At 70.0% G+C, this 23,687-nt stretch carries 25 protein-coding genes and 1 tRNA gene; 9 read left to right on the forward strand and 17 right to left on the reverse strand.

Features of this window, described 5'->3' with window-relative positions; all coding sequences use genetic code 11:
* Positions 1–9: 9 nt before the first annotated feature.
* From V8J39_RS10450 to V8J39_RS10475, 6 genes are all read right to left on the reverse strand, one after another.
* A complete protein-coding gene (locus tag V8J39_RS10450; RefSeq protein ID WP_336460822.1) occupies positions 10–558 on the reverse strand; it encodes a sarcosine oxidase subunit gamma in 549 nt (182 codons plus the stop codon).
* Positions 551–3,487, reverse strand: a complete 2,937-nt coding sequence (locus V8J39_RS10455) for a sarcosine oxidase subunit alpha family protein (RefSeq protein ID WP_336460823.1) — start codon at positions 3,485–3,487, stop codon at positions 551–553. The genes V8J39_RS10450 and V8J39_RS10455 overlap by 8 nt, the downstream gene beginning before the upstream one ends.
* Complete coding sequence (locus V8J39_RS10460; RefSeq protein WP_336460824.1) at positions 3,484–3,750, reverse strand: sarcosine oxidase subunit delta; 267 nt, start codon at positions 3,748–3,750, stop codon at positions 3,484–3,486. The genes V8J39_RS10455 and V8J39_RS10460 overlap by 4 nt, the downstream gene beginning before the upstream one ends.
* A 15-nt stretch (positions 3,751–3,765) precedes the next feature.
* Positions 3,766–5,016: a sarcosine oxidase subunit beta family protein gene (locus V8J39_RS10465; RefSeq protein ID WP_336460825.1), complete on the reverse strand. Its 1,251-nt coding sequence runs from the start codon at positions 5,014–5,016 to the stop codon at positions 3,766–3,768.
* 380 nt (positions 5,017–5,396) lie between these two features.
* Positions 5,397–5,473 (reverse strand) — tRNA-Arg (locus V8J39_RS10470).
* A gap of 121 nt (positions 5,474–5,594) precedes the next feature.
* A complete protein-coding gene (locus tag V8J39_RS10475; RefSeq protein ID WP_336460826.1) occupies positions 5,595–7,010 on the reverse strand; it encodes a sensor histidine kinase in 1,416 nt (471 codons plus the stop codon).
* A 352-nt stretch (positions 7,011–7,362) separates the two neighbouring features.
* Here V8J39_RS10475 and rpmH point away from each other — a divergent pair, with 352 nt between their 5' ends.
* From rpmH to yihA, 8 genes are all read left to right on the forward strand, one after another.
* The gene (rpmH, locus tag V8J39_RS10480) at positions 7,363–7,500 is read left to right on the forward strand and encodes a 50S ribosomal protein L34 (protein WP_336460827.1); all 138 of its coding nucleotides are present in this window, start codon (positions 7,363–7,365) and stop codon (positions 7,498–7,500) included.
* A 55-nt stretch (positions 7,501–7,555) separates the two neighbouring features.
* Positions 7,556–8,041, forward strand: coding sequence for a ribonuclease P protein component (gene rnpA, locus V8J39_RS10485; protein ID WP_336460828.1), 486 nt, complete (start codon positions 7,556–7,558; stop codon positions 8,039–8,041).
* On the forward strand, positions 8,038–8,280 hold the full coding sequence (yidD, locus tag V8J39_RS10490) for a membrane protein insertion efficiency factor YidD (RefSeq protein ID WP_336460829.1): 243 nt from the start codon (positions 8,038–8,040) through the stop codon (positions 8,278–8,280). Before rnpA ends, yidD begins: the two co-directional genes overlap by 4 nt.
* Positions 8,281–8,282: 2 nt before the next feature.
* A complete protein-coding gene (gene ttcA, locus V8J39_RS10495; RefSeq protein WP_336460830.1) occupies positions 8,283–9,203 on the forward strand; it encodes a tRNA 2-thiocytidine(32) synthetase TtcA in 921 nt (306 codons plus the stop codon).
* A gap of 113 nt (positions 9,204–9,316) precedes the next feature.
* A complete protein-coding gene (locus V8J39_RS10500) occupies positions 9,317–9,532 on the forward strand; it encodes a hypothetical protein (RefSeq protein WP_336460831.1) in 216 nt (71 codons plus the stop codon).
* Between the two features lie 258 nt (positions 9,533–9,790).
* On the forward strand, positions 9,791–11,620 hold the full coding sequence (yidC, locus tag V8J39_RS10505; protein ID WP_336460832.1) for a membrane protein insertase YidC: 1,830 nt from the start codon (positions 9,791–9,793) through the stop codon (positions 11,618–11,620).
* Positions 11,617–12,366 (forward strand): MOSC domain-containing protein, encoded by a 750-nt coding sequence (locus tag V8J39_RS10510; RefSeq protein WP_336460833.1) that lies wholly within the window; start codon positions 11,617–11,619, stop codon positions 12,364–12,366. The genes yidC and V8J39_RS10510 overlap by 4 nt, the downstream gene beginning before the upstream one ends.
* Positions 12,366–13,019 carry a ribosome biogenesis GTP-binding protein YihA/YsxC gene (yihA, locus tag V8J39_RS10515; protein WP_336460834.1) on the forward strand — a complete coding sequence of 218 codons (654 nt, stop codon included), beginning with the start codon at positions 12,366–12,368 and terminating at the stop codon, positions 13,017–13,019. The genes V8J39_RS10510 and yihA overlap by 1 nt, the downstream gene beginning before the upstream one ends.
* Here yihA and V8J39_RS10520 read toward each other — a convergent pair.
* From V8J39_RS10520 to argB, 3 genes are read right to left on the reverse strand one after another with little or no spacing between them, the layout of a single operon-like run.
* Complete coding sequence (locus V8J39_RS10520; RefSeq protein WP_336460835.1) at positions 13,016–13,510, reverse strand: SixA phosphatase family protein; 495 nt, start codon at positions 13,508–13,510, stop codon at positions 13,016–13,018. The two genes, yihA and V8J39_RS10520, sit on opposite strands and share 4 nt — an antisense overlap.
* Complete coding sequence (locus V8J39_RS10525) at positions 13,507–14,094, reverse strand: ferredoxin (RefSeq protein WP_336460836.1); 588 nt, start codon at positions 14,092–14,094, stop codon at positions 13,507–13,509. Before V8J39_RS10525 ends, V8J39_RS10520 begins: the two co-directional genes overlap by 4 nt.
* 50 nt (positions 14,095–14,144) lie before the next feature.
* A complete protein-coding gene (gene argB, locus V8J39_RS10530; RefSeq protein ID WP_336460837.1) occupies positions 14,145–15,023 on the reverse strand; it encodes an acetylglutamate kinase in 879 nt (292 codons plus the stop codon).
* A gap of 145 nt (positions 15,024–15,168) precedes the next feature.
* Here argB and V8J39_RS10535 point away from each other — a divergent pair, with 145 nt between their 5' ends.
* Positions 15,169–15,900 carry an SDR family NAD(P)-dependent oxidoreductase gene (locus V8J39_RS10535; RefSeq protein ID WP_336460838.1) on the forward strand — a complete coding sequence of 244 codons (732 nt, stop codon included), beginning with the start codon at positions 15,169–15,171 and terminating at the stop codon, positions 15,898–15,900.
* Positions 15,901–16,053: 153 nt separating this feature from the next.
* On the opposite strand, the gene V8J39_RS10540 is transcribed toward V8J39_RS10535, so the two are convergent.
* The 8 genes from V8J39_RS10540 to crcB all read right to left on the reverse strand — a co-directional run bounded on the left by V8J39_RS10540 (position 16,054) and on the right by crcB (position 23,662).
* Positions 16,054–16,839 (reverse strand): amino acid ABC transporter ATP-binding protein, encoded by a 786-nt coding sequence (locus tag V8J39_RS10540; protein ID WP_442902575.1) that lies wholly within the window; start codon positions 16,837–16,839, stop codon positions 16,054–16,056.
* Positions 16,840–16,849: 10 nt separating this feature from the next.
* Entirely contained in the window at positions 16,850–18,169 is a 1,320-nt protein-coding gene (locus V8J39_RS10545) for an amino acid ABC transporter permease (protein WP_336460839.1), read from the reverse strand.
* Between the two features lies 1 nt (position 18,170).
* Complete coding sequence (locus tag V8J39_RS10550; protein ID WP_336460840.1) at positions 18,171–19,445, reverse strand: amino acid ABC transporter permease; 1,275 nt, start codon at positions 19,443–19,445, stop codon at positions 18,171–18,173.
* Positions 19,446–19,579: 134 nt separating this feature from the next.
* Positions 19,580–20,602 (reverse strand): amino acid ABC transporter substrate-binding protein, encoded by a 1,023-nt coding sequence (locus V8J39_RS10555; protein ID WP_336460841.1) that lies wholly within the window; start codon positions 20,600–20,602, stop codon positions 19,580–19,582.
* Between the two features lie 223 nt (positions 20,603–20,825).
* Entirely contained in the window at positions 20,826–21,542 is a 717-nt protein-coding gene (locus V8J39_RS10560) for an ATP12 family chaperone protein (protein WP_336460842.1), read from the reverse strand.
* A 10-nt stretch (positions 21,543–21,552) separates the two neighbouring features.
* Complete coding sequence (locus V8J39_RS10565; protein ID WP_336460843.1) at positions 21,553–22,233, reverse strand: HAD-IA family hydrolase; 681 nt, start codon at positions 22,231–22,233, stop codon at positions 21,553–21,555.
* Complete coding sequence (locus V8J39_RS10570) at positions 22,230–23,291, reverse strand: RluA family pseudouridine synthase (protein ID WP_336460844.1); 1,062 nt, start codon at positions 23,289–23,291, stop codon at positions 22,230–22,232. The genes V8J39_RS10565 and V8J39_RS10570 overlap by 4 nt, the downstream gene beginning before the upstream one ends.
* A complete protein-coding gene (gene crcB, locus V8J39_RS10575) occupies positions 23,288–23,662 on the reverse strand; it encodes a fluoride efflux transporter CrcB (protein WP_336460845.1) in 375 nt (124 codons plus the stop codon). The genes V8J39_RS10570 and crcB overlap by 4 nt, the downstream gene beginning before the upstream one ends.
* Positions 23,663–23,687: the final 25 nt, after the last annotated feature.

The raw sequence follows: 23,687 nt of genomic DNA on the forward strand, positions 1-23,687 counted from the left end.
GCCGCGCCCTCAGGCCAGCGCGGCGCGGGCGGCGACGCCGCGCATCGCGGTGGCGATCTCGTGCACCGCGGTCGCGGCCATCGAGCGGAACACCCAGATCTCGACCGTCTCCGCGCCGATCGGCCGCAGGATCGCGGCCATGTGCCCAAGCTGGGTGCGCAGGCTGGCCTCGGGCGGCAGCCGCGCCGGCGACAGGTCGACCGGGCACAGCCGCGCCAGCGCCGCACGAGTCCCCGGACCGGCGAGCGTCAGCACCGTCCAGGCGTCGGACTGGTCGGTCAGCGCGGCCAGCCCCTCGAGCCCCTCGGGGGCGATGCCCGTGAGGAAGGCCTGCCCGCGCCCGGTCCACAGGCAGCTTGCCACCGCCCCGGCGACCGCGCGTCCCGGCGCCGGCCAGCCAAGGCCCAGCGCCGCGAGCGCCGCCGCCACCGCCGCCTGCTGCCCGGCAAGGGGCGCGACCGAGGTCACCCGGCCCGGGCGATGCTCGTCGAGGACCATCGCGCCGACGGTCAGCGGGACCAGCCCCTCGGCCGGGCTGCGTTCGTAGAGATTAGCCACGGGCCCGCGCTCCTTCCTTGTCGAAGGCCACCGGGTCGGTGACCTCGCACAGCACATCGATGTCGCGCAGCCGGTCGAGCACGCGGATCACCTCGCCATGGCGCGCGCGGCCATTGGCGAGGAAGCCGAGGCCCAGCGCCGTGCCGAGCGTCGGCGAATGGCAGACCGAGGTGACATAGCCCTGGTCGTGTTCGCGGATCGGCTGGGTCTCGGGGACGAAGAGGTGCGCGCCGGCGGTCAGCAGCGGCCCCGGCTCGATCGGCCTGAGCCCGACGAGCTGCTGGCGCGTCTGCTCAAGAAGCCCCGCGCGCATCGCGGCACCCTTGCCGATGAAGTCCTTCCTGCCGCTCATCATCCCCTGCAGGCCGATGTCGAAGGCGGTCACCCGGCCGTGGATCTCGGCATGGGTGATGAATCCCTTCTCGATGCGCAGGACATTGAGCGCCTCCATCCCGTAGGCGCAGCCGCCCAAGCCCTCGGCCCGCGTCACCAGCTCGCGCCAGAGCGCCTCGCCGAAGCGCGACGGCAGCGCGAGTTCATAGGCGTGCTCCCCCGAGAACGAGATCCGGAACAGCCGCCCCTCGATCCCGTCGATCGAGACCGGGCCGCAGCCCATGAACGGCAGATCGGCCGGGGCGTCGAGCAGCCCGTCCAGCAGCGCCTTCGCCTGCGGACCGGCGATCGAGGCCTGTGCCCAGGCCTCGGTGACCGAGATCGTGCGGACGTCCCAGCCGGCGCAGAAGGCCTGCTGCACGAAGTCGAGATGGCGCATGACCTCGCCCGCGGCGGCGGTGGTGGTGGTCATCACGTAGTGATGCTCGCCCAGCCGCGCGGTGGTGCCGTCGTCCATCACGTGGCCGTCCTCGCGCAGCATCAGCCCGTAGCGGGCGCGCCCGACGGGCAGGGTCGAGAACATGTTGGTGTAGACGAGGTCGAGGAACCGGCCCGCGTCGGCGCCCTGGATGTCGATTTTGCCAAGCGTGGAGACGTCGCAGACGCCGACGGCGCCGCGCACCGTCATCACCTCGCGGTCGCAGGCGGGACGCCAGCCCGTTTCGCCCGCGCGTGGGAAGTAGCTGGGGCGGTACCACAGCCCGGCCTCGATCATCGGCGCGCCGCGTTCCAGGCTCGCGCGGTGCGAGGTGGTGAAGCGCTGGGGCGCGAAGCCCTCGGCCCGGCCGCCCGCGCCCATCGCCGCGATCGACACCGGGGTGAAGGGCGGGCGGTAGGTGGTGGTGCCGGTCGCGGGGATGCCGCGCCCGGTCGCATCGGCCAGCACCGCGAGCGCGCCCAGGTTCGACAGCCGCCCCTGGTCGGGGGCCATGCCCTGCGTGGTGTAGCGCTTCATGTGCTCGACCGACCGGAACCCTTCCTGCGCGGCCAGCTTCACGTCCTTGGTGGTCACGTCGTTGGCCATGTCGAGCCAGGCGCGGCCCTTGCCCGGCACCGCCCAGAGCGGCGCGATGGCATAGGCGCCGTCCGCGGTCGCGGGCAGGTCGGCCGGCGGAACCTCCAGCCCCAGTGCCGCCAGCGCCTGCGCCGCGGCGCGGTGGCCGTCCTGCAGGCACTCGGCGGTGGTGAACCGGCCGGTGGCGGCGCCGCAGGGGATCAGGTCCGGGACCGATCCCGGGCTGCCGGCGGGCGCGGGCACGAAAGCGGCGATGGCCTCGTCCCACACCGGGCGGCCGTTGTGGTGGCAGGTCAGGTGCACCGCCGGGTTCCATCCGCCCGACACCGCGAGACAGTCCGCCGAAACCCGGACCTCGCCCGCCGGGGTGGCGACGGTGATCCGGCTCAGCCCCCTGCGCCCGGCGGTGTCGATCACGCGGGCCCCGGCGTAGACCGGGATCTCGAGATCGGGCAGCACCGTGCCGGGGCGCGAGTCGATCAGCGCCGCGACCTCGACGCCGGCATCGATCAGGTCGCGGGCGGTGCGGTGGGCATCGTCGTTGTTGCCGAAGACCGCGACGCGGCGGCCGGCGGCGACGCCGTAGCGGTTGAGATAGCTGCGCACCGCGCCCGCCTGCATCACGCCGGGGCGGTCGTTCATCGGGAAGGCGATCAGCCGTTCCTGCGCGCCCGCCGCCAGTACCGCCTGCCGGGCGGTCACGCGCCAGAAGCATTCGCGCGGCAGGTCGGCATGGGGCCGGGCGACATGCAGGCCCACGCGCTCCAGCATCCCGAAGCTGCCGCCGTCATGGACGGAGCTGACGGTGGTGCGCGGCATCAGCCGCACGCCCAGGCGGGCAAGCTCGGCCAGCGTGTCGGACACCCAGGCATGGGCCGGGCGCCCCTCGATCAGCGCGGTCTCCGACAGCAGGCGCCCGCCCATCCGCGCGTCCTCGTCCGCAAGGATCACCTCGGCGCCGGCGCGGGCGGCGGTCAGCGCGGCCGACAGGCCCGCGGGCCCCGCGCCGATCACCAGCACGTCGCAGAAGGCAAACGCCTTTTCGCTGTGCGCGGTGTCGTGCAGCCCCGAAAGCGCGCCCAGCCCCGCGGCGCGGCGGATCAGCGGCTCGTAGAGACGTTCCCAGAACCGCGCCGGCCACATGAAGGTCTTGTAGTAGAAGCCCGCGCCGAAGAACGGCGACAGCAGGTCGTTCACCGCCAGCAGGTCCAGCCCCAGCGAGGGGAACCGGTTCTGGCTTTCGGCATGCAGCCCCTCGAACACCTCCTGCATCGTGGCGCGCACGTTGGGGGTGGTGTCCGCGCCCTGCCCGGTCGTGACCAGCGCGTTGGGTTCTTCCGACCCGGCGGTCACGATGCCGCGCGGCCGGTGGTACTTGAAGCTGCGCCCGACCAGCCGCACCCCGTTGGCGAGCAGCGCCGAGGCCAGCGTGTCGCCTGCCAGGCCCTGCATCTCGCGCCCGTCGAACCGGAAGCCGACCGGCGCCGCCCGGTCGACCAGCCCCTTGCCCGCGATCCTCATGCGTCACCTCCGGCATCGACCGCGCGCACCGCGCCGATCACATGGGTCCGGGTGTCGCGCGTGACCACCAGCCACGAGGCGCAGCCGCCCGCGTGATACCAAAGCTCGTCGAGCGGCCCCTCGGGGTTGTCGCGCAGGTGAAGGTGGGCATCCCAGTCCGCGGCGCCCGCGTCCGGGCCCGGGCGGTCGAGATAGTCGGCCGCGCCCTTGTAATAGAATTCGCGGCTGTCGCGGGGCCCGCAGAGGGGGCAGTCGATACGCATGTCTCGTCCGTACTCTCAGTGCAGGTTGTGCTGGCTGCCGGTGCCTTCCTCGTCGAGCAGGTGCCCGGTGAGGAACCGGTCGAGCCGGAAGCGGCGCGCGACGGCGTGCGGGGTGTCGGTGGCCATCAGGTGGGCCATGCACCAGCCCGAGGCCGGCACCGCCTTGAACCCGCCGTAGTTCCAGCCGCAGTCGATATAGAGCCCGTCGATCGGCGTGCGGTCGATGATCGGCGAGCCGTCGGGCGACATGTCCATGATCCCGCCCCACTGCCGCAGCACCTTGGCCCGGCCGATCATCGGCATCAGCGTCATGCCGGCCTCCATCACGTGTTCGACCAGCGGCAGGTTCCCGCGCTGGGCGTAGGAGGCGTACATGTCGAGATCGCCGCCGAAGACGAGGCCGCCCTTGTCGGACTGGCTGATGTAGAAATGGCCCATGCCGAAGGTGACGACGTGGTCGATCACCGGCTTCAGCCCCTCGGTGACGAAGGCCTGCAGCACGTGGCTCTCGATCGGCAGGCGCAGGCCCGCCATCGCCGCGACCTGGCCCGAGCGGCCGGCGGTGACGATGCCGACCTTCTTCGCCCGGATCGGACCGCGCGTGGTCTGCACGCCGGTCACCCGGCCGTTCGCGGTGTCGATGCCGGTGACCTCGCAGTTCTGCAGCAGATCGACGCCCAGCCGGTCGGCGCCGCGGGCATAGCCCCAGGCGACGGCATCGTGGCGCGCCGTCCCGCCGCGCTTGTGGTAAAGCCCGCCGTGCACCGGGAACCGGACGTTGTCGTAGTCGAGATAGGGCAGCAGCTTGCGCACGCCCGCACGGTCCAGAAGGATCGCGTCATCCCCCTGCGCGATCATCGAATTGCCGCGCCGCGCTGCGGCGTCGCGCTGCCCGTCCGAGTGGAACAGGTTGATGATCCCGCGCTGCGAATGCATGACGTTGTAGTTCAGCTCGGCATCCAGCCCTTCCCACAGCTTCAGCGAGTGGCTGTAGAATTCCGAGTTGCCGGGCAGGAAGTAGTTCGCGCGCACGATGGTGGTGTTGCGCCCGATGTTGCCCGAGCCGAGATAGCCCTTCTCGAGCACCGCGATGTTGCGCAGCCCATGGTTCTTCGCGAGGTAATAGGCCGTGGCCAGCCCGTGACCGCCGCCGCCGATGACGATCATGTCGTACTCGGCCTTCGGCTCGGGCTCGCGCCAGACGGGTTTCCAGCCCCGGTTGCCGCGCAGCCCCTCGGCGAAGACCCTCAAGCCCGAATAGCGCATGCCCTGCTCCCTCAGCGTTCACGGACGGAGTGAACCGCCGCGCTGGCGAGTATTCAAGGCACGTCCGGGTGAAACCTTGCCCAAAAGCGGCAGACCGCCGTCGTTTCCATGCCGGAGCGGCAACAGCCGGCCATTGCGCCGAAGCGTCCCCCCCCGTCGCCCCCCGTTGCGCCGCGGGATGACCTGATGCGGCCATGCCCGGTCCGACCGACAGCCGGCGCGCGGATGTCGCGGCGATGTCGCGGTCGGGCGCTGCCGGCAGGACCGGCGCTGCGGTGTACGGAAAGGACGTGGAGCGAGACCCGGCCGGACGGCCCTGACGCACCGATGCTGCCCCGCGGGGCGGAGGTGCGATCACTGCGTCGATGTCTGGATGATAATGGCGGACCCGGAGCGATTCGAACGCCCGACCCCCAGATTCGTAGTCTGGTGCTCTATCCAGCTGAGCTACGGGTCCGCTGTGAGGGGGCGTTTAGCCCTGCCCGCGGGGGAGCGCAAGGGCCTTCGACGCGCCGGGATGCAAAAACTTGGCCGCGCGCCGCGTGACCCGGCGGAAGGCGGGCCGGGGCGGGCTGAGGTCAGGCTGCGACCTCGACCACGCCCACCGATTTCGGCAGGCGCAGGATGAACTCGGTGCCGTCGGCATCCGACCGCAGCAGTTCAAGCCGCCCGCCGTGACCGCGCACGATCTCGGCCGAGATCGCGAGGCCAAGGCCGTTGCCGCCCTTGCGGATCCCGCCCTGGAACGGCTGGAACAGGTGCTCTTTCGCGCGCTCGGGCAGGCCCGGGCCGGTGTCGCCGATGCGGATCCACCACTGGCCGTCATCCTCGCCGGCGCCGACCTCGATCGTGCCGCCAAGGCCGGTGGCCTCGATCGCCTGGCGCGCGTTGCGCACGAGGTTCTGCAGCACGCGGTACAGCTGCTCGCTGTCGGCGCGGACCGCCAGCGACCCCGCGACATCGATCACGAAATCGACCCCGCCCGCCTCGGCCGCCGGTCCCTCGGCCTCGAGCACCTCGGCGATGAGATTGGCCAGCATGAAGCGCTGCAGCCGCGGCGGCGGCTCCTCGGCCCGGCCGAAGGTCAGCGTGCTTTCGCACAGGTTCACCGCGCGCGCGATCGACGCCACCAGCTTCGGCGTCGCCCGCTTCACCGCCGGATCCTCGGAATTCTCCATCCGGTCGGCGAAGAGCTGCGCGGTGGTCAGGATGTTGCGCAGGTCGTGGCTGATCTTGGCCACGGCGCTGCCCAGCTGCGCCAGCCGCTCTTTCTGCCGCAGCGCGCCGATCAGCTGGGTCTGCATCCGCGCCAGCGCATCCTCGGCCTCGCGCAGCTCGTCGATGCGGGCATTTGGCTCGATCACCCGGCGCGCGTCTTCGGGCGCCTCGGCATAGCGGGTCATGTGCTCGACCACCCGGCCCATCGGCTTCAGGATCAGCCGCCGCGCCGCCAGGAACAAAAGGATCGCCGTCAGTACCGAGATCACCGCCGACAGCGACAGGATCCGCAGCCCGTACTCGATCATCTCGCGCCGCATCGGCCCGGTTTCCATCGTGATCTCGATCAGCTGCCCGCCCTCGCGCACCGGGCGGCCGATCACCCGGATCACCCGGTTCTGGGTGTCGAGCAGCGTCGCGACCGCGTCGCGGATCAGCCCCAGCGACGAGGCGCCGCGCAGGTCGTAGCTGGCATAGACCGGCTCGGGGATCGGCGAGGACAGCACCAGCTGGCGCATCTCGTCGCGCCGTAGCACGACGTTGAACACCCCGGCATTGGCCAGCAGCTCCTTCTCGAGATCCTCAGAGATCACGTCGTCCGTGGTCAGCAGCGCCAGCGACGCGATCTGCGCCCGCTCCAGCCGCAGCTCGAGATAGTCCTCGCGGTACCGCGCGACCGAGGGCACGAGAATCAGCACCTCCGCCAGGACGACGAAGGCGGTGGTCAGAAGCAGGAAGCGCCCCGAAAGCGTATTCAGGAATCTCGCCCGTCTCATCGCGTGCCTATGGCGGTCCTTTCCGACCCTGGCGCCCCCGTGGCGGCGGCGCTCGCGGTATTTTACGCGCGAATCCCATCCGAGAGATAGGCACCCGCACCGCACGAGCAACGTCGCAGGCCCGATTTTCCGTCGACATCTTCGGCAAATGGGCGGGAATCTCCCGTGCGGGGGGCGGTTTCCGGGCCCCGGGCGCCCGATCGCGTCGCCTGTGCCGGCCGCGCGCGGAAATTGCCACCGCCCCGATTGACTTGCATCGGCTTCGCCTTTAGAGGGCGGTCTTCGAATGAAGCAGTGCTCGAATCCCGGCTGACCAGCGGGGCATCGCGCTGCCCGGAACGGAGTACGAGCGATGACCAAACGCACTTTCCAGCCGTCGAACCTGGTTCGCAAGCGCCGCCACGGTTTCCGCGCGCGCATGGCCACCAAGGGCGGGATGAAGGTTCTGAACGCCCGCCGCGCGCGTGGCCGCAAGAAGCTCAGCGCCTGATATCCCGCGGATGTCGGCCCCGGCCGGCATGCGACAGGACAAGGGGTCGGATCTGATGACACCGCCGGTGGCGCCCGTACCAGACGCGGGACCGCAGCCGGCGGTTTCCCTTTGCCCGACGCCCGCGGCGCCGGCCCGCGCGACGCCGCAGGTCCTGGCCAAGCGCGCCGATTTCCTGCGCGCCGCCCAGGCGCGCCGGCAGTCCGCGCCCGGCTTCCTGCTGCAGGCGCGCGAGCGGCGCGAGGGAGAGCCGGCGGCGCCCGACGCCCTGCGCGTGGGCTTCACCTGTTCCAAGAAGGTCGGCAATGCCGTCACCCGCAACCGCGCCAAGCGCCGGCTGCGGGCGCTGGCGGCCGAGTTCCTGCCGCTGCAGGGCCGGCCCGGCTGGGACTACGTGCTGATCGGCCGCCCCGAGGTCACGGTCGCGCGCAGCTTCGCCGAGATGCGGGCCGAGCTGTCGCAGGCGCTGGAACGGGTGCACGACGCGCCGGTCGGTCCACGCCCGCCACGCAGCGGACCGCGCAAGGGTCGCAAGGCGTGAGCCCGCTGGCCCGGATCCTGGCGCTGCCGGTCAAGGCCTACCGGCTGACCGCCAGCCCCTGGGTCGGGCGCAGCTGCCGCTTCCAGCCGACCTGTTCCGAATACGCGCTGGACGCGCTGAAGACCCACGGCGGCGTCCGCGGCGGCTGGCTGGCCGCGTGGCGCATCTGCCGCTGCCATCCCTGGGGCGGATCGGGTTACGATCCGGTACCGCCCGCCGCTGCCGCGAAGGATCCCTGACGATGCGCGACGACACGCCCGAGATCGAGACCACCGCCCCGGCGAGCGAGGCGGGCGGCGACATCCACCCGCTGTTCCACGGCGCCCCCTCGTCGACCGAGTTCCGCAAGCTGCGCAAGCGCATCGTGCGCGAGACCCGCGAGGCGATCGAGACCTACGGCATGATCGAACGCGGCGCGCGCTGGCTGGTGTGCCTGTCGGGCGGCAAGGACAGCTATACCCTGCTGGCCGTCCTGCACGAGCTGCAGTGGCGCGGCCTGCTGCCGGTCGAGATCCTGGCCTGCAACCTCGATCAGGGTCAGCCCGGCTTCCCCGCGACCGTCCTGCCGGAATTCCTGGAACGGATGGGGGTCAAGCACCGGATCGAGTATCAGGACACCTATTCCATCGTGAAGGAGAAGGTGCCGGCGAACCGGACCTACTGCGCGCTCTGCTCGCGGCTGCGGCGCGGCAACCTCTATCGCATCGCGCGGGAAGAGGGCTGTTCGGCCGTGGTGCTGGGCCATCACCGCGACGACATCCTGGAAACCTTCTTCATGAACCTGTTCCACGGCGGGCGGCTGGCGACGATGCCGCCGAAGCTGGTGAACGAGGATGGCGACCTCTTCGTCTACCGCCCGCTCGCCTTCGTGGCCGAGGCCGATTGCGAGAGGTTCGCCCGGGCGATGAACTATCCGATCATCCCCTGCGATCTCTGCGGGTCGCAGGACGGGCTGCAGCGCCAGCAGGTCAAGCAGATCCTCGACGGCTGGGAGGCACGCAGCCCCGGCCGCCGGCAGGTGATGTTCCGCGCCCTGATGAACACCCGGCCCTCGCACCTCCTGGACCCGTCGCTGTTCGACTTCGCCGGGCTGATGCGCGGCGCGGCCGGCGAGGGCGGCGACCCCGAGGCGCTGATCCCGCGGCTGCGCGGCGCCGACTGAAGGCGCGGTGGCACGCGGCGACAAGCGGCCGCGCGCGCAGGCGTTAACCAGACTTCAGGATTCCGGCGTCTAGCCTGTTCCCGCCGGCATTCCGCCGGGCTGGGGGCAGCGCCATGTCGATCACCGATTCCCGTCCCGTCACACGTCGCGCCACAGCCGCGACGCTTCGGCTGCCGATGCCGCACATCGGCCCGGCCGCCGCGGCCTGGCTGCTCTATGCCCTTGCGGCACCCGTGATGGTCTGGTCGGGCACCGTCTCGTCCGAAATCGTCACCCTCGCGGCCAGCCTGCCGATGACGGTCAGCCTGCTGCGCCGACGCCCGCGCTGAGCCGCCCGCACCGATCCGCCCGCACTGATCTGCCGTCGCTTTTCCCGCCGCGCCACGCCCGGGGCCCCTGCCCGCGCACGGCCCGGGCCCCTGGGGCAGCACAGGGCGACACATGGGGCGCGGCACGGGGCGCGACACGAGGCGGCGCGGGACACGCAGGCTTGAGGCGCCGCCCGGCCGGGGCGAAACCGCTTGACCTTTGGACGGGCAATCTGTTGAACCTCCCCGAACCTTGAAAGGCCGGGTGGTGCGTCCCTCATGGACAATCAGAACAAGAACCTCATTCTCGCGACCGTGCTCTCCTTCCTGGTGATCCTGGTCTGGTACACGGTCTTCGCGCCGTCCACCCCGACCGTTGATCCCAATGCCCCGGAAGTGGCGACGGCCCCGGCCGAGGGTGGCACCCCGCCGGCACAGCCGCAGGACCGGCCCGCCGTGGCCGCCGCGGCCGAGGCCGCGCCGCAGGCGCCGCGGATCGCGATCGACACGCCCCGGCTGACCGGGTCGCTTTCGCTGGCCGGCGGCCGCATCGACGACCTGTCGCTGAAGGACTACAAGGAAACGCTCGATCCGAACTCGGGCCTCGTGCGGCTGCTGTCGCCCGTCGGCGGCACCGATCCCGGCGAGGCGCAGCCCTATTACGCGGTCTACGGCTGGTCTCCGGCCGGCAATCTCGACGGCTCGGCCGTGCCGAACGCGCGCACGCTCTGGACGCTGGACGAGGGCGCGACCCTATCGCCGGGCCAGCCGGTCACGCTGTCGTGGGACAACGGCGCGGGCCTGGTCTTCCGCCGCACGATCTCGGTCGATGACAACTACCTTTTCACCGTGGCGCAGAGCGTCGAGAACACCGGCTCGGCCCCGGTCCGTCTTGCGCCCTACGGCATCGTCGCCCGCCACGGCCTTCCCGCCTCGCAGCACATGTGGGTCCTGCACGAGGGCGTCGTCGGCATGACCGACGGCACGCTCGAGGAGATCGCCTACGGCAAGATGGACGACCTGCCGAACGTCGCCCGCGAGGGTGGCCTGGCCGAGGTCAAGGACGTCGCCACCGATGGCTGGATCGGCTTCACCGACAAGTACTGGATGACCGCGCTGGTGCCCGAGAACGGCCAGGCCTACACCTCGGTCGTCAAGTACATCCCGGGGTCCGAGATCTACCAGACCGAGACCCGGATGCCGATCATGGAGGTCGCGCCCGGCGCCACCGCCTCGATCGACACGCGGCTGTTCGCCGGCGCGAAGGAGTGGGAGACGATCCGCCACTACCAGAACGACGTCGGCATCGACCGCTTCGTCGACTCGATCGACTGGGGCTGGTTCTTCTTCCTGACGAAGCCGATCTTCATGCTGCTGCACTGGCTGCACGGCTTCATCGGCAACATGGGCTGGTCGATCATCCTGCTGACGCTGATCATCAAGGCGATCGTCTTCCCGCTGGCGCGCAAGTCCTACATCTCGATGGCGAAGATGAAGGAACTGCAGCCCGAGATGGAGAAGCTGAAGGAGCGCACCGGCGACGACCGCGCCAAGTTCCAGCAGGAGATGATGGCGCTCTACAAGACGAACAAGGTCAACCCGGCCTCGGGCTGCCTGCCGATCGTCCTGCAGATCCCGATCTTCTTCTCGCTCTACAAGGTGATCTTCGTCACGCTGGAACTGCGCCACGCGCCGTGGATCGGCTGGATCCACGACCTGTCCGCGCCCGATCCGTCGTCGATCCTGAACCTGTTCGGCCTGCTGCCCTATGCCACGCCCGACGCGACCTCGGCGCTGCACATCCTGTCGATCGGGGTGCTGCCGATCCTGCTCGGGATCTCGATGTGGCTGCAGCAGAAGCTGAACCCGGCGCCCACCGACCCGGCGCAGGCGATGATCTTCACCTGGATGCCCTGGGTGTTCATGTTCATGCTGGGCCGCTTCGCCTCGGGGCTGGTGCTGTACTGGATCGCGAACAACACGATCACCTTCACCCAGCAGTACCTGATCATGACGATGCACGGGCACAGGCCGGACATCTTCGGCAACATCAAGTCGAGCCTGAAGCGCAAGAAGCAGGAACCGGCAGTGGAAGGGAAGAAGAAGTGACGGCGAGCCTCGCGCACATCTTCAGACACCCGATCAAGGCCCACGGACGCGAGGAACTCGCGTCCGTTCGGCTTTTGGCGGGCGCGTGTCTGCCCTGGGACCGGCACTGGGCCGTGACCCACGGAAAGTCGAAATTCGACCCCGCCGCGCCCGGCTGGCTGCCGCCCGGCAACTTCCAGCGCGCGGCGCGCACCCGCACGCTGATGGCGATGACCGCGCGGCTGGACGAGGCCACGGGCCGTGTCGCCCTCGCCCACCCCGACCTGGACCCGCTGGAGATCGACCCCGAGACCGAGGGGCCGCGGCTGATCGACTGGCTCGCGCCGATCAGCCCCGAGGGCGACTTCGCGCCGCTCTCGCTGGTCAGGGGCCCGCGCGGCATGACCGACAGCGACTTCCCGTCGATCTCGATCAAGAACCTCGCCTCGAACGCGGCGCTGTCGCGGCACATGGGGGTCGACCTGTCGATCCACCGCTGGCGCGGCAACCTGTGGCTTGACGGGATGGAACCCTGGGCCGAGGTCGGGCTGATCGGGCGCGAGATCCGCATCGGCCAGGCCCGGCTGAAGGTCGTGGACCGGATCGGGCGCTGCAAGGCGACGACCGGCAACCCCGAGACCGGCATCGAGGATGCCGACACGCTGGCCGCGCTGCGCGCGGTGGTCGGCGTGCAGGATTTCGGCGTCTATGCCGAGGTGATCGTGGCGGGCGAGATCGCCTGCGGCGACCGGATGGAGATTGTCTGATGGCCCCCCTGCCCTTCCCGCTGGCCGCCGAGCCCGACCAGTTCGCCCGTGAATCCGGGCGGCTGCTGTTCGCGGGACCGGTCGATTTCCTGAAGGGCGTCGTCGCGATGGACGGCCTGCCCCCGGCCGACCGGGTCGAGGTCTGCTTCGCCGGCCGCTCGAACGTCGGCAAGTCGAGCCTGATCAACGCGCTGACCGGCCGCAAGAACCTTGCCCGCGCCTCGAACACGCCGGGCCGGACGCAGGAGATCAACTATTTCACGCTCGGGGACGAGCGCTACATGGTCGACCTTCCCGGCTACGGCTTCGCCGAGGCGCCGGTGGCGGTGGTCAAGAAGTGGCAGGCGCTGCTGAAGGCGTATCTGGGGGGCCGCCAGACCCTGCGCCGCGCCTTCGTGCTGATCGACGCGCGCCACGGCGTGAAGGCGGTGGACGAGGAGATCCTCGAACTTCTGGACCGCTCGGCGGTGACCTTCCAGGCGGTGCTGACCAAGGCCGACAAGATCAGCGCCAAGGAACGCGAGGCGGTGCTGGCGCAGGTGCGCGGCGCGCTGTCCAAGCACCCCGCCGCCTATCCCGAGATCGTGCTGACCTCGTCCGAGAAGGGCGAGGGGATCGAGACGCTGCGCGCGCTGATCGCGACGATGGCCTAGCCGCCGCGCTCGGTCGGCGTGAAGAAGGCGACGGCCCGGCCGGTGCGCGGCCGGACCTCGGCCCAGCCGGGCGCGTCGAACTCGGCCACCAGGGTCGCGCAGGTCGGATAGTCGTGGAACCCCGCGGCCTCGGGCGGCGCGGTCACCATGCCCTCGGCAAAGGCCGCGATGCCGGGATTGTGCCCCAGCATCATCACCACCGGCGCGGTGGCGCCGCGCAGCGCGGCCAGCATCGCGTCCGGGCCCGCGTGGTAGAGGCCGGGCAGCAGCCGGGGCGCGCCGGCAAGCCCGGTCTCCTCCCAGGTCTGGCGCGTGCGCAGCGCGGTCGAGCACAGCACCTCGCCCGGCAGGTCGCCACGCGCGGTCAGCCACTGGCCAAGCTCGGCCGCCGCGCGCCGCCCGCGTCCCTTCAGCGCCCGGTCGTGATCATCGAGACCGGGGTTGCCCCAGTCGGATTTCGCGTGGCGGGTCAGGATCAGGCGCAGGGTCATCGGTGGAACTGGCTCATGTGATAGGCGGATTGCCCCTCCTGGCGTCCATGGGCGGCGCTGACCGGGCAGGCCCGGCGCACGGCGCAGCCCCGGTCCATGCAGGCAGGCCCCGACGCAAGATAACGGTGGCAGGCCCCCAGATCATAGCCCTCGCCGGTCAGGGCCGCCACCGGGCAGGCCGTCAGGCAGGGCGCGGCGCAGCTGTCGCAGGGCCGCGGCGCCGGTGGCGGCAGCTCGATCCGTCCGGGCAGCAGCAGCGCGCCGCGGTAGGACACGAAAAGCCCGGCCTCGGCCCCCACCAGCAGGGCGACCGGCGAGGGCCAAGCCCGCCCGGTCCGCAGGGCCCAGGTGAAGAACGGGTGCCAGGGCGGCCCGCCGAAGGGAAATTTCGCTTTCCCGCCCAGCGTGCAGGCCATCCGTCCGATCACCCGGCGCGACCAGCGGTCGACCGGATCGGGCCGGCCGTCGCCCCATTCCGGGCTCGCGGTCAGATGCGGCCAGAAGCCGGGCTCGGCCGGCGACAGCAGCAGAAGCGTCCCCTCCCCCAGCCCGTCACCGGGCCCGGGGTGAAAACCGCCGGCCACCGCCAGCCGCTCGGCCGCGGCCAGCGCGCCGACACGGGCAAGCGCGCCGCTCAGCGGCCGCGCGGCTTCACCCGCGGCTCGGTCGAGCGGATCTGGCTGCCGGCGCCATGGTCGGTGAACAGCTCGAGAAGGCAGGCATTCGGCACCCGGCCGTCGACGATCGTCACCGCCCGCACCCCCTCGTCGAGCGCCGCAAGCGCGGTCTCGGTCTTCGGGATCATGCCACCGGCGATGGTGCCGTCTGCGATCATCGCGCGCACGTCCTCGGGCGTCATCTGGGTCAGGACCTCGCCCGCCTTGTTCTTCACGCCCGACACGTCGGTCAGCAGCAGCAGCCGATCCGCCTGCAGCGCCCCCGCGATCGCGCCCGCGGCGGTATCGCCGTTGACGTTGAACGTCTCGTTGTCGGCCATGCCCGTGGCCACCGGCGCCACCACCGGGATGATCCCGGCGGAATAGAGATCGCGCAGCACCTGCACGTTCATCTCGACCGGCTTGCCGACAAAGCCCAGCTCCGGGTCGTCGGCGACGCAGACCATCAGGTCGTCGTCCTTGCCCGAGATCCCCACGGCGCGGCCGCCCTGGTCGTTGATCGCCTGGACGATGCGCTTGTTCACCAGGCCCGACAGCACCATCTCGACCACCTCGACCGTGGCCTTGTCGGTGACGCGCTTGCCGCGCACGAACTCGGACGTGATGCCCAGCTTGCCCAGCAGGTCGTTGATCATCGGCCCGCCGCCGTGCACGACGACCGGGTTCAGGCCCACCTGCTTCATCAGCACGATGTCGCGCGCGAATTCCGCCATCGCGTCGTCGTCGCCCATCGCGTTGCCGCCGAACTTCACGACGACCACGGCGCCTGCATAGCGCTGCATGTAGGGCAGCGCCTCGGAGAGGGTGCGGGCGGTGGCGATCCAGTCACGGTTCATCGGCTGCGTTCTCATCTCTCTCGGGCTCCGTCTGTCGCGGGCAAGTGTTAGACCCCTTTGCCGGGCCTGCCAAGGGCAAGGCAGCCGTTGCCAATCCGACGCATTTGCTTAGGTTCCCACTGACCCCTCCCGGAGCTGCCTTGACATGAGCGACCAGAAAACCCTGCTGCTGACCGGCGCGAGCCGCGGGATCGGCCATGCGACCGTGATGCGTTTTGCCAAGGAAGGCTGGCGCGTCATCACCTGCTCGCGCCAGCCCTTCCCCGACCAGTGCCCTTGGGGTGGCGGCCGCGAGGATCACATCCAGGTCGACCTCACCAGCCCCGACGCGACCATCGCCGCGATCCGCACGATCCAGGAGCGGCTCGACGGCAAGCTGCACGCGCTGGTCAACAATGCCGGCATCTCGCCCAAGACCCCGAGCGGCGGACGGCTGAACACGCTCGACACCGACCTGCGCACTTGGGGGCAGGTGTTCCACGTCAACTTCTTCGCCTCGATCGTGCTCGCCCGCGGCCTGAAGGACGAGCTGTCGGCGGCCAAGGGCTCGGTGGTCAACGTGACCTCGATCGCGGGCAGCCGCGTCCACCCCTTCGCGGGTGCGGCCTACGCGACCTCGAAGGCGGCGCTCGCCGCGCTGACGCGCGAGATGGCGCATGATTTCGGGCCCCTGGGCGTGCGCGTGAACGCGATCGCCCCGGGCGAGATCGAGACCTCGATCCTGTCGCCCGGCACCGAGAAGATCGTCGAGGGCCTGCCGCTGCGCCGCCTCGGCCAGCCGCGCGAGGTCGCCGACGTGGTCTGGTTCCTCTGCTCGGACCAGTCGAGCTACGTCACCGGGACAGAGATTGAAGTGAACGCGGGCCAGCACGTGTGAGGCAAGACCGGGGGGATGCGTCCCCCCGGACCCCCGCCCGCTTTCGACTTTGCCCAAATATCCCGGGGGTCCGGGGGCAGCGCCCCCGGCCTTGCCATAAACGCGAACGGCCGCCCGGGGGGGGCGGCCGTCGTCATTTCCGGGATGTCCCGCTCAGTGCCCGAGGATCTGGCTCAGGAACTGCTTGGTGCGGTCCGACTGCGGGTTGTTGAAGAAGTCGTAGGGGTTGTTCTGCTCGACGATCTGGCCGTCGGCCATGAAGATCACCCGGTTCGCCACGGCCTGGGCAAAGCCCATCTCGTGGGTCACGCAGAGCATGGTCATGCCCTCTTCCGCCAGCTCGATCATCGTGTCGAGCACTTCTTTGATCATCTCGGGGTCAAGCGCCGAGGTCGGCTCGTCGAAGAGCATGATCCTGGGCTTCATGCACAGCGAGCGCGCGATGGCGACGCGCTGCTGCTGGCCGCCCGACAGCTGGCCGGGATACTTGTGCGCCTGCTCGGGGATCTTGACCTTCGACAGGAAGTGCATCGCCGTCTCCTCGGCTTCGCGCTTCGGCATCTTGCGCACCCAGATCGGCGCCAGCGTGCAGTTCTCGAGGATCGTCAGGTGCGGGAACAGGTTGAAGTGCTGGAACACCATCCCCACTTCCGAGCGCACCTTGTCGATGTTCTTGAGGTCCGAGGTCAGCTCGGTCCCGTCGACGACGATCTTGCCCGACTGGTGTTCCTCCAGCCGGTTGATGCAGCGGATCAGCGTCGACTTGCCCGAGCCCGAGGGCCCGGCGATGACGATCCGCTCGCCGCGGTTCACCGTCAGGTTCACGTCGCGCAGCACGTGGAACTGGCCGTACCACTTGTTCATGTTGACGATCTGGATCGCCACTTCGTCCGAGACCTGCATGTGGCTGCGGTCGACGGCGCGTTCGATGGTTTCCATGGTCAGTCCCTCAGCGGTGCTCGCGGCGCAGCCGACGCTCGAGATGCATCGAGTAGCGCGACATGGCGAAGTTGAAGATGAAGAAGATGAGGCCGACGAAGATGAACGGCTCCCAGTAGACGCCCTTCCACTCGATCGAGGCGCGGACGGCATCGGTGATGCCCTTCAGCGGGTCGAGAAGGCCGACGAAGATCACCAGGGTGGTGTCCTTGAACAGGCCGATGAAGGTCGACACGATCCCGGGGATCGAGATCTTGAGCGCCTGCGGCAGGATGATCAGCCGCATCGCCTTCCAGTAGTCGAGGCCCAGCGCGTCGGCAGCCTCGTACTGGCCGCGCGGCAGCGCCGCGAGGCCGCCGCGGATCACCTCGGCGATATAGGCGGCCGAGAAGAAGGTCACCATGATCACCACCCGCAGGATGATGTCGAAATTGGTGCCCGGCGGCAGGAAGTAGTTCAGCAGCAGCGAAGCGGTGAACAGCAGCGTGATCAGCGGCACGCCGCGGATGAACTCGATGAAGCCGACCGACAGCGCCTTGACCAGCAGCATGTCCGACCGCCGCCCGAGCGCCAGCAGGATCCCCATCGGCAGCGACAGCGCGATGGCCGCGACGCCGATCGTGATCGACAGCACGAAGCCGCCGAACGCGTTCGAAGGCACCGACTGGATGCTGAGCGGGATCACCGCCTCGAGCGCGCGCTCGACCGGGCCGCTGAGGAAGAGCCAGTACAGCAGCACCACGAGCCCGCCGAGGATCGGCGCCAGCAGCGCCTGCCCGGCCTTGGCGAGGCTCGTGAACACGACGTATCCGATCACGAAGCCCAGGTAGACCGCGACCGGGAACCAGAACGAGCCGCCCCACAGCAGCAGGTAGCCCAGCCCGGGATAGAGCGCGGTCAGCGCCATCATCCCGCGCGGCAGGCTGGGGAACAGCACCGGCGCGAGCGCGGCGAACAGCAGCACCAGCGCCAGCACCGGGCGCCAGTACAGCTCGGACGGGTAGAACCCGAACAGGAACTGCGGCCAGCGCTCGCGGATCACGGCCCAGCAGGCCCCCGTCGCGCCGTCGCCCCAGGCCTGGGCGATGGCCTCGCGGCACTCGGCGACCGAGTTCGCGTTCCAGACGCCGTGCAGGAACCAGGGCAGGAAATGCACCGCGAGCCAGACGAGCACCAGCGCGCCCAGCACGGTCAGCAGGGTGTTGAACCAGCCCGAGAAAAGGTTCTCGCGCAGCCACTTGACGGCCCCCGCCTGGCTCGACGGCGGTGCCAGCTGCGGCAGCATCGTCTCGCGGACATAGGGCACGGTTTCGGCATGGGTATCGCTCATCTCAGCGCTCCTTCAGCCGGACGCGGTTGTTGTAGGCGTTCATCACGCCCGAGATCAGCAGCGAGATCGTCAGGTAGATCAGCATCATCAGCAGCACGCATTCCAGCTCCCGGCCGGTCTGGTTCAGCGTGATGCCGCCCAGCGTGCCGCGCAGGTCCATGTAGCCGACCGCGATCGCGAGCGAGGAGTTCTTGGTGATGTTGAGATACTGCGAGATCAGCGGCGGCACGATCACGCGCAGCGCCTGCGGCAGGATCACCAGGTTCATCGTGCGGTTCGGGCGCAGGCCCAGCGCGAAGGCGGCCTCGCTCTGGCCCTTCGAGATCGCGGCGATGCCGGCGCGGACGATCTCGGCGATGAAGGCGGCGGTATAGAGCGTCAGCCCCAGCCACAGCGCCATCAGCGAGTTCGACACCAGGATGCCGCCCTGGAAGTTGAAGCCGGCAAGCTCGGGCAGGCCGAGGTGGAAGCCGAGCACGGCCAGCAGCACCGCGAGCGGCCCGAAGACCAGCAGCAGGCTTTTCCACCAGGTCACCGGCCGCACGCCGGTCGCGTTCTGCACCTTGTTGGCGTGGGTGTTCAGCGCCCGGCGGGCCCAGAGGCCGCCGGCCAGCACGATCAGCACGGCGATCAGGTCGACGCTGACGTCGAAGATGCCCAGGCTGATGTTGCCCAGCGAGCGCGAGAACAGCGGTTCGGGGATCGAGGTACCGCGGTTGGTCACGGCGATCGCGTCGAGGATCATCGAGGCGGCCGGCGCCTGGCCCGACGCCTCCATCTCGGGGGTGACGCGGAAGTCGCGGGGCTGCGGCGTCACCTCGGTGAACACGGCATAGGCCACGAGGATCCACAGCAGCACCGGGATGTTGCGGAACATCTCGACGTAGAAGGTCATCAGCCGCCCGACGAGCCAGTTTGACGACAGCCGCAGCACGCCGATGACCACGCCCAGGATCGTCGCGGCGACGCAGGCCATGGCGGCGACCAGCAGCGTGTTCAGCAGGCCGACCAGCATCGCGCGGGCATGGCTGCTGTCGTTGCTGTACTGGATCAGCACCTGCCCGATGTCATAGCCCGAGCGGTTCCACAGGAAGCCGAAGTTGAAATCCTTGCCCAGCGCCTGCAGATTGCGGACGGCGTTGTCCGCAAGCCAGGCGACGCCGGCCATGAACAGCATCAGCACGATGACCTGGATGGTGATCGAGCGATACCGCGTATCGTATAGCAGCATGCTCAGCCGAAAGGTCTCTTTCGGCGGGTTTTCCGCGATTGCCATGTAAAATCCCCTGATACCGGGCCCCGGGCGTTACGCCTCATTCGTCGGGGTCATGCCCCATCGGGTCCGGTCGTCGACCGTGTCGAATGTGTCGAGGGGCGCATCGCTGCGCCCCCCGGGTCGTCTGTGGCCGTTCAGCGGAACGGCGGGGTGTAGAGCAGGCCGCCCTGGGTCCACTGCGCGTTCAGGCCGCGCGCGAGACCGATCGGGGTCGATTCGCCGATGGTGGCGGCGAAGATCTCGCCGTAGTTGCCGCCGGCACCGACGATGGCCTTCTTGGCCCAGTCCTTCTCGAGACCGATCATCGCGCCGAGGTTGTCATCACCCGCGCCGAGCAGGCGGTTGATCTCGGGGTTCTCGGTGCCCTTCGACAGTTCCTCGATGTTGGCCGAGGTCACGCCGTATTCCTCGGCTGCGATCAGCGCGTTGAGGCTCCAGCGCGCGATGTCCGCCCACTGGTCGTCGCCCTGGCGGACGAGCGGGCCGAGCGGCTCTTTCGAGATGATCTCGGGCAGGATGACGTAGTCGTCGGGGTTGGCGAAGGCGGCGCGGGTCGCGGCCAGGCCCGAGGCGTCCGTGGTGTAGGCGTCGCAGGCGCCGGCCAGGAACTGCTGCTCGCCTTCAGCATTGGTCTCGATCGGGACCGGCTGATACGACATGTTGTTGGTCTTGAAGAAGTCGGCGAGGTTCAGCTCGGTGGTGGTGCCGGTCTGGATGCAGACGGTGGCGCCGTCGAGTTCCTTGGCCGAGGTCACGCCCAGCGACTTCGGAACCATGAAGCCCTGACCGTCGTAGTAGTTCACGCCGACGAAGGTGAACTTAAGGTCGGTGTCGCGCGAGAAGGTCCAGGTCGTGTTGCGCGCCAGCATGTCGATCTCGCCCGAGGCGAGGGCGGTGAAGCGCGTCTGGCCGGTGGTCGGCACGTACTTGACCTTGGACGAGTCGCCGAAGATGGCGCCGGCAACGGCCTTGCAGACCGCAACATCGAAACCGGACCAGTTACCGTTCGCGTCGGGGGCCGAGAAGCCCACGAGCCCGGTGCTCACGCCGCAGTTCAGCTCGCCGCGGGCCTTGACGTCGTCGAGGGTCGCCGCGCCGGCGATACCTGCAACGAGGCCGGCCGCCGTCAGCGTGCCGAGAAATACGGTTTTGTTCATGCTTACCTCTTCCTGAGTTGCCGCCCTGTGCACCAGGGGGAAATCTGTTGCTCCCGCCGTCTCCCCTGCGGGGCCTTGAGGTTGATCCTCAATGGGCCGAATTGTGGAGCGAATTTGACTGACGCGTCAAGGGCAGATGCCCGGCGGCTGCACAGATGTTCAGCAACCGCCGCATAACGAGGCAAGCTGCCGCAGCGGCAGCCTCAAAACCCCGCGAAAGCGCTTATTTCGTTGCCCGAACGAGGGTCAGGAAGCGGGCGGCGTCCAGGAATGCGGCACGCCGGATCTCGGCCACCGCCTCGGCCTCGTCGTCGCGGCCCCACTGCTCGGCCTGGAAGGTCTCGTCGAGGCGCGACAGTGCCCACAGATGCTCGGGCGGATGCCGCCCGGCCGCGGCCGCGAGACCGATCACCAGCGAGCCCGACAGCGCGACCAGGTCGTGCAGCGCGGCAAGCTCGAAATCCGACACCGCGCCCAGCGCCGCATCAAGCCGCGCGAGGCTGTCGGCCGGCTGGTCGACCGGCACGATTCCCGCCGTGACCGCGAGCGGCGCGCCATGCGTCGCGGCCAGCCAGGCCAGCAGCGGGTCCCAGCCTTCGGCCTGGCGCGCGACCAGTTCGGCCGGGGCCTCGGCGCGATAGCACAGCAGGTCCGACCCGCCGTAGGCCGCGATCATCTCCTGCACCGCGGCGCGGTTCGCGCCGATCGTGTCGATGGCGGAATTGGCGGCGCGGGTCACCGGCATCGTCGCCGGGTCGACCTTGTCGCCCTGCGCGGCCCATTCCGCCGCCGCCGCCTCGGCCAGCGCGCGCGAGGGCAGCACGAAGGCCGCCCGGGCCGGGGTGCGCACCGCGCGCCCGTCGAGATGCACCGCGTGGCCGCCCTCGACCGCCACCGCCTCGGCCGCGGTCCAGAACCGTTTCGGAGCCCATTCCGCCATGCCGTCCCCCTCAGGCCTGCTCGGCCACCGGCCGTCCGGCCAGCAGCGCGTCGATGGCGGCGGGCACCGCGTCGAAGCCCGCGACGACGGCGCCGGCGCCGGCCGCGCGCAGCGCCGCGGCCGGGTGATAGCCCCAGCCGACGCCCAGCGCCGCGGCGCCCGCGGCGCGCCCCATCTCAATGTCAAAGGTCGTGTCGCCGATCATCACCGCGTCGCGCGGATCGACCCCGGCCTCGTCGCAGGCCGCCTGCACCATCGCGGGATGCGGCTTCGACGGGTGGTCGTCGGCGGTCTGGCGGGTGATGAAATGCCCGGCGATCCCGTGGCCGTCGAGCACGATACGAAGCCCCCGCCGCGACTTGCCCGTCGCCACGCCCAAGAGGATGTCGTCGCGCGCGATCAGCGCCTGCAGGCAGTCCATCGCGCCCGGATAGAGCGGCGCGGGACCGTCGGCCACCAGGGTGCCGAAGCTGGACTTGTAGCCCTCGATCAGGCGCAGATGCTCGGCCTCGGGCAGGTCGGGGACCAGCCGCGCGAAGGCCTGCGGCAGCGAGAGGCCGACGATCGAAAGCACCTCCTCGCGCGGCGGGCAGACATGGCCCGCGGTCTCGAAGGCCATCCGCATCGAGCGGTCGATATGGTGCTGGCTGTCGACCAGCGTGCCGTCGACGTCGAAGATGACGAGCTTCATTGATCGTCCGCGAACGGGTCCTCGGGCACGTCGTTCTCGTACCAGCCCATGGTCTTCCAGGTGCGCTTCATGTGCTCGGGCAAGGGCGCGGTCAGGGTGATGCGCTTCTTGGTGATCGGGTGGTCGAAGCTGATCGAGCGGGCGTGCAGGTGCAGCTTGCGGGAAATGTCGCCGCCGATCTGCGCGCCCCAGCCGTCGCCGAGGTTCTCCTGGCTCGACCCGCCGTACTTGCCGTCGCCGGCGATCGGATGGCCCAGCTCGGCCATATGCGCGCGCAGCTGGTGGGTGCGCCCGGTGATCGGCACCAGCGCCACCCAGGAGGCGCGCGTCCCCAGCGCGTCGAGCACCGCGTAATCGGTGGTGGCGCGCTTGGCGTTCTCGGTCGTGTTCACCTTCGAGGGGTGGATGCAGATCATCTTCTCGCCCTCGCCCTGCCCGCCGCGGCCCGGTGCCTTCACCAGGCCGTAGCGGATCGTGCCCATGCGCGGGTTCGGGACGCCGGCGACGACGGCCCAGTAGATCTTGCGGGTGGTGCGGTCGCGGAACGCCTCGGACAGCGCACGCGCGACCCGGTCGGTGCGCGCCAGCAGCAGCACGCCCGAGGTGTCCTTGTCCAGCCGATGCACCAGCTTCGGCCGGTCCTTGTAGCCGAACATCAGCGCGGGCGTCAGCCCGTCGACATGGCGGTGGTCGGACTGGCCCGAGCCGCCCTGGCTGGGCAGGCCCGCGGGCTTGTTCAGCGCGATGATGTGCTCGTCCTTCCACAGGACGGCAGCCTGGATCATCTCGGCATCGGCGGCCGGGATCCGCGGCCCGCTCTCGCGCAGCGACACCGGCGCGACCGGCCCCGAGGTCGGCAGCGGCGGCACCCGGATCTCCATCCCCGGCGCGATCCGGGTCGCGGCCTTGGCGCGCGCGCCGTCGACGCGCAGCTGGCCGGTGCGGCACATCTTCTCGACCGCGCCCTGCGTCAGCTGCGGGAACTTCTTCTTCAGCCAGCGATCCAGCCGCGCCTCGCCCTCGGCTTCCGAAACCGTCACCATCTGCACGCCGCTCATCCGACGATCCCCCGCGCCACCATCAGACCCACCGCCAGCGCCGCCAGCGACACCACCACCGATCCCAGCACGTAAAGCGCCGCCGCCTCGGGCCGGCCGCCGTTCCACAGCGTCACCGCGTCCAGCGAGAAGGCCGAGAAGGTGGTGAACCCGCCCAGCAGCCCGGTCATCAGCAGCGGCGCGAAGCGGTTGCCCTGCGCGGCCAGCACCACGACCAGAACGCCCATCACGAACGAGCCCAGGATGTTTACCGCCATCGTCGCCACCGGGAAGCCGGGGCCGACAAGGCGCATGACGCCGACATTGGTCAGATAGCGGGCCGAGGCACCGAGGGCGCCGCCGAGCGCCACCTGGAGAAGGGTCTGGATCATCGGGTCTCTCTCGCCTCGCCCCCGC

Source organism: Frigidibacter sp. MR17.24 (assembly GCF_037095655.1).
Taxonomy (GTDB): Bacteria; Pseudomonadota; Alphaproteobacteria; order Rhodobacterales; family Rhodobacteraceae; genus Frigidibacter.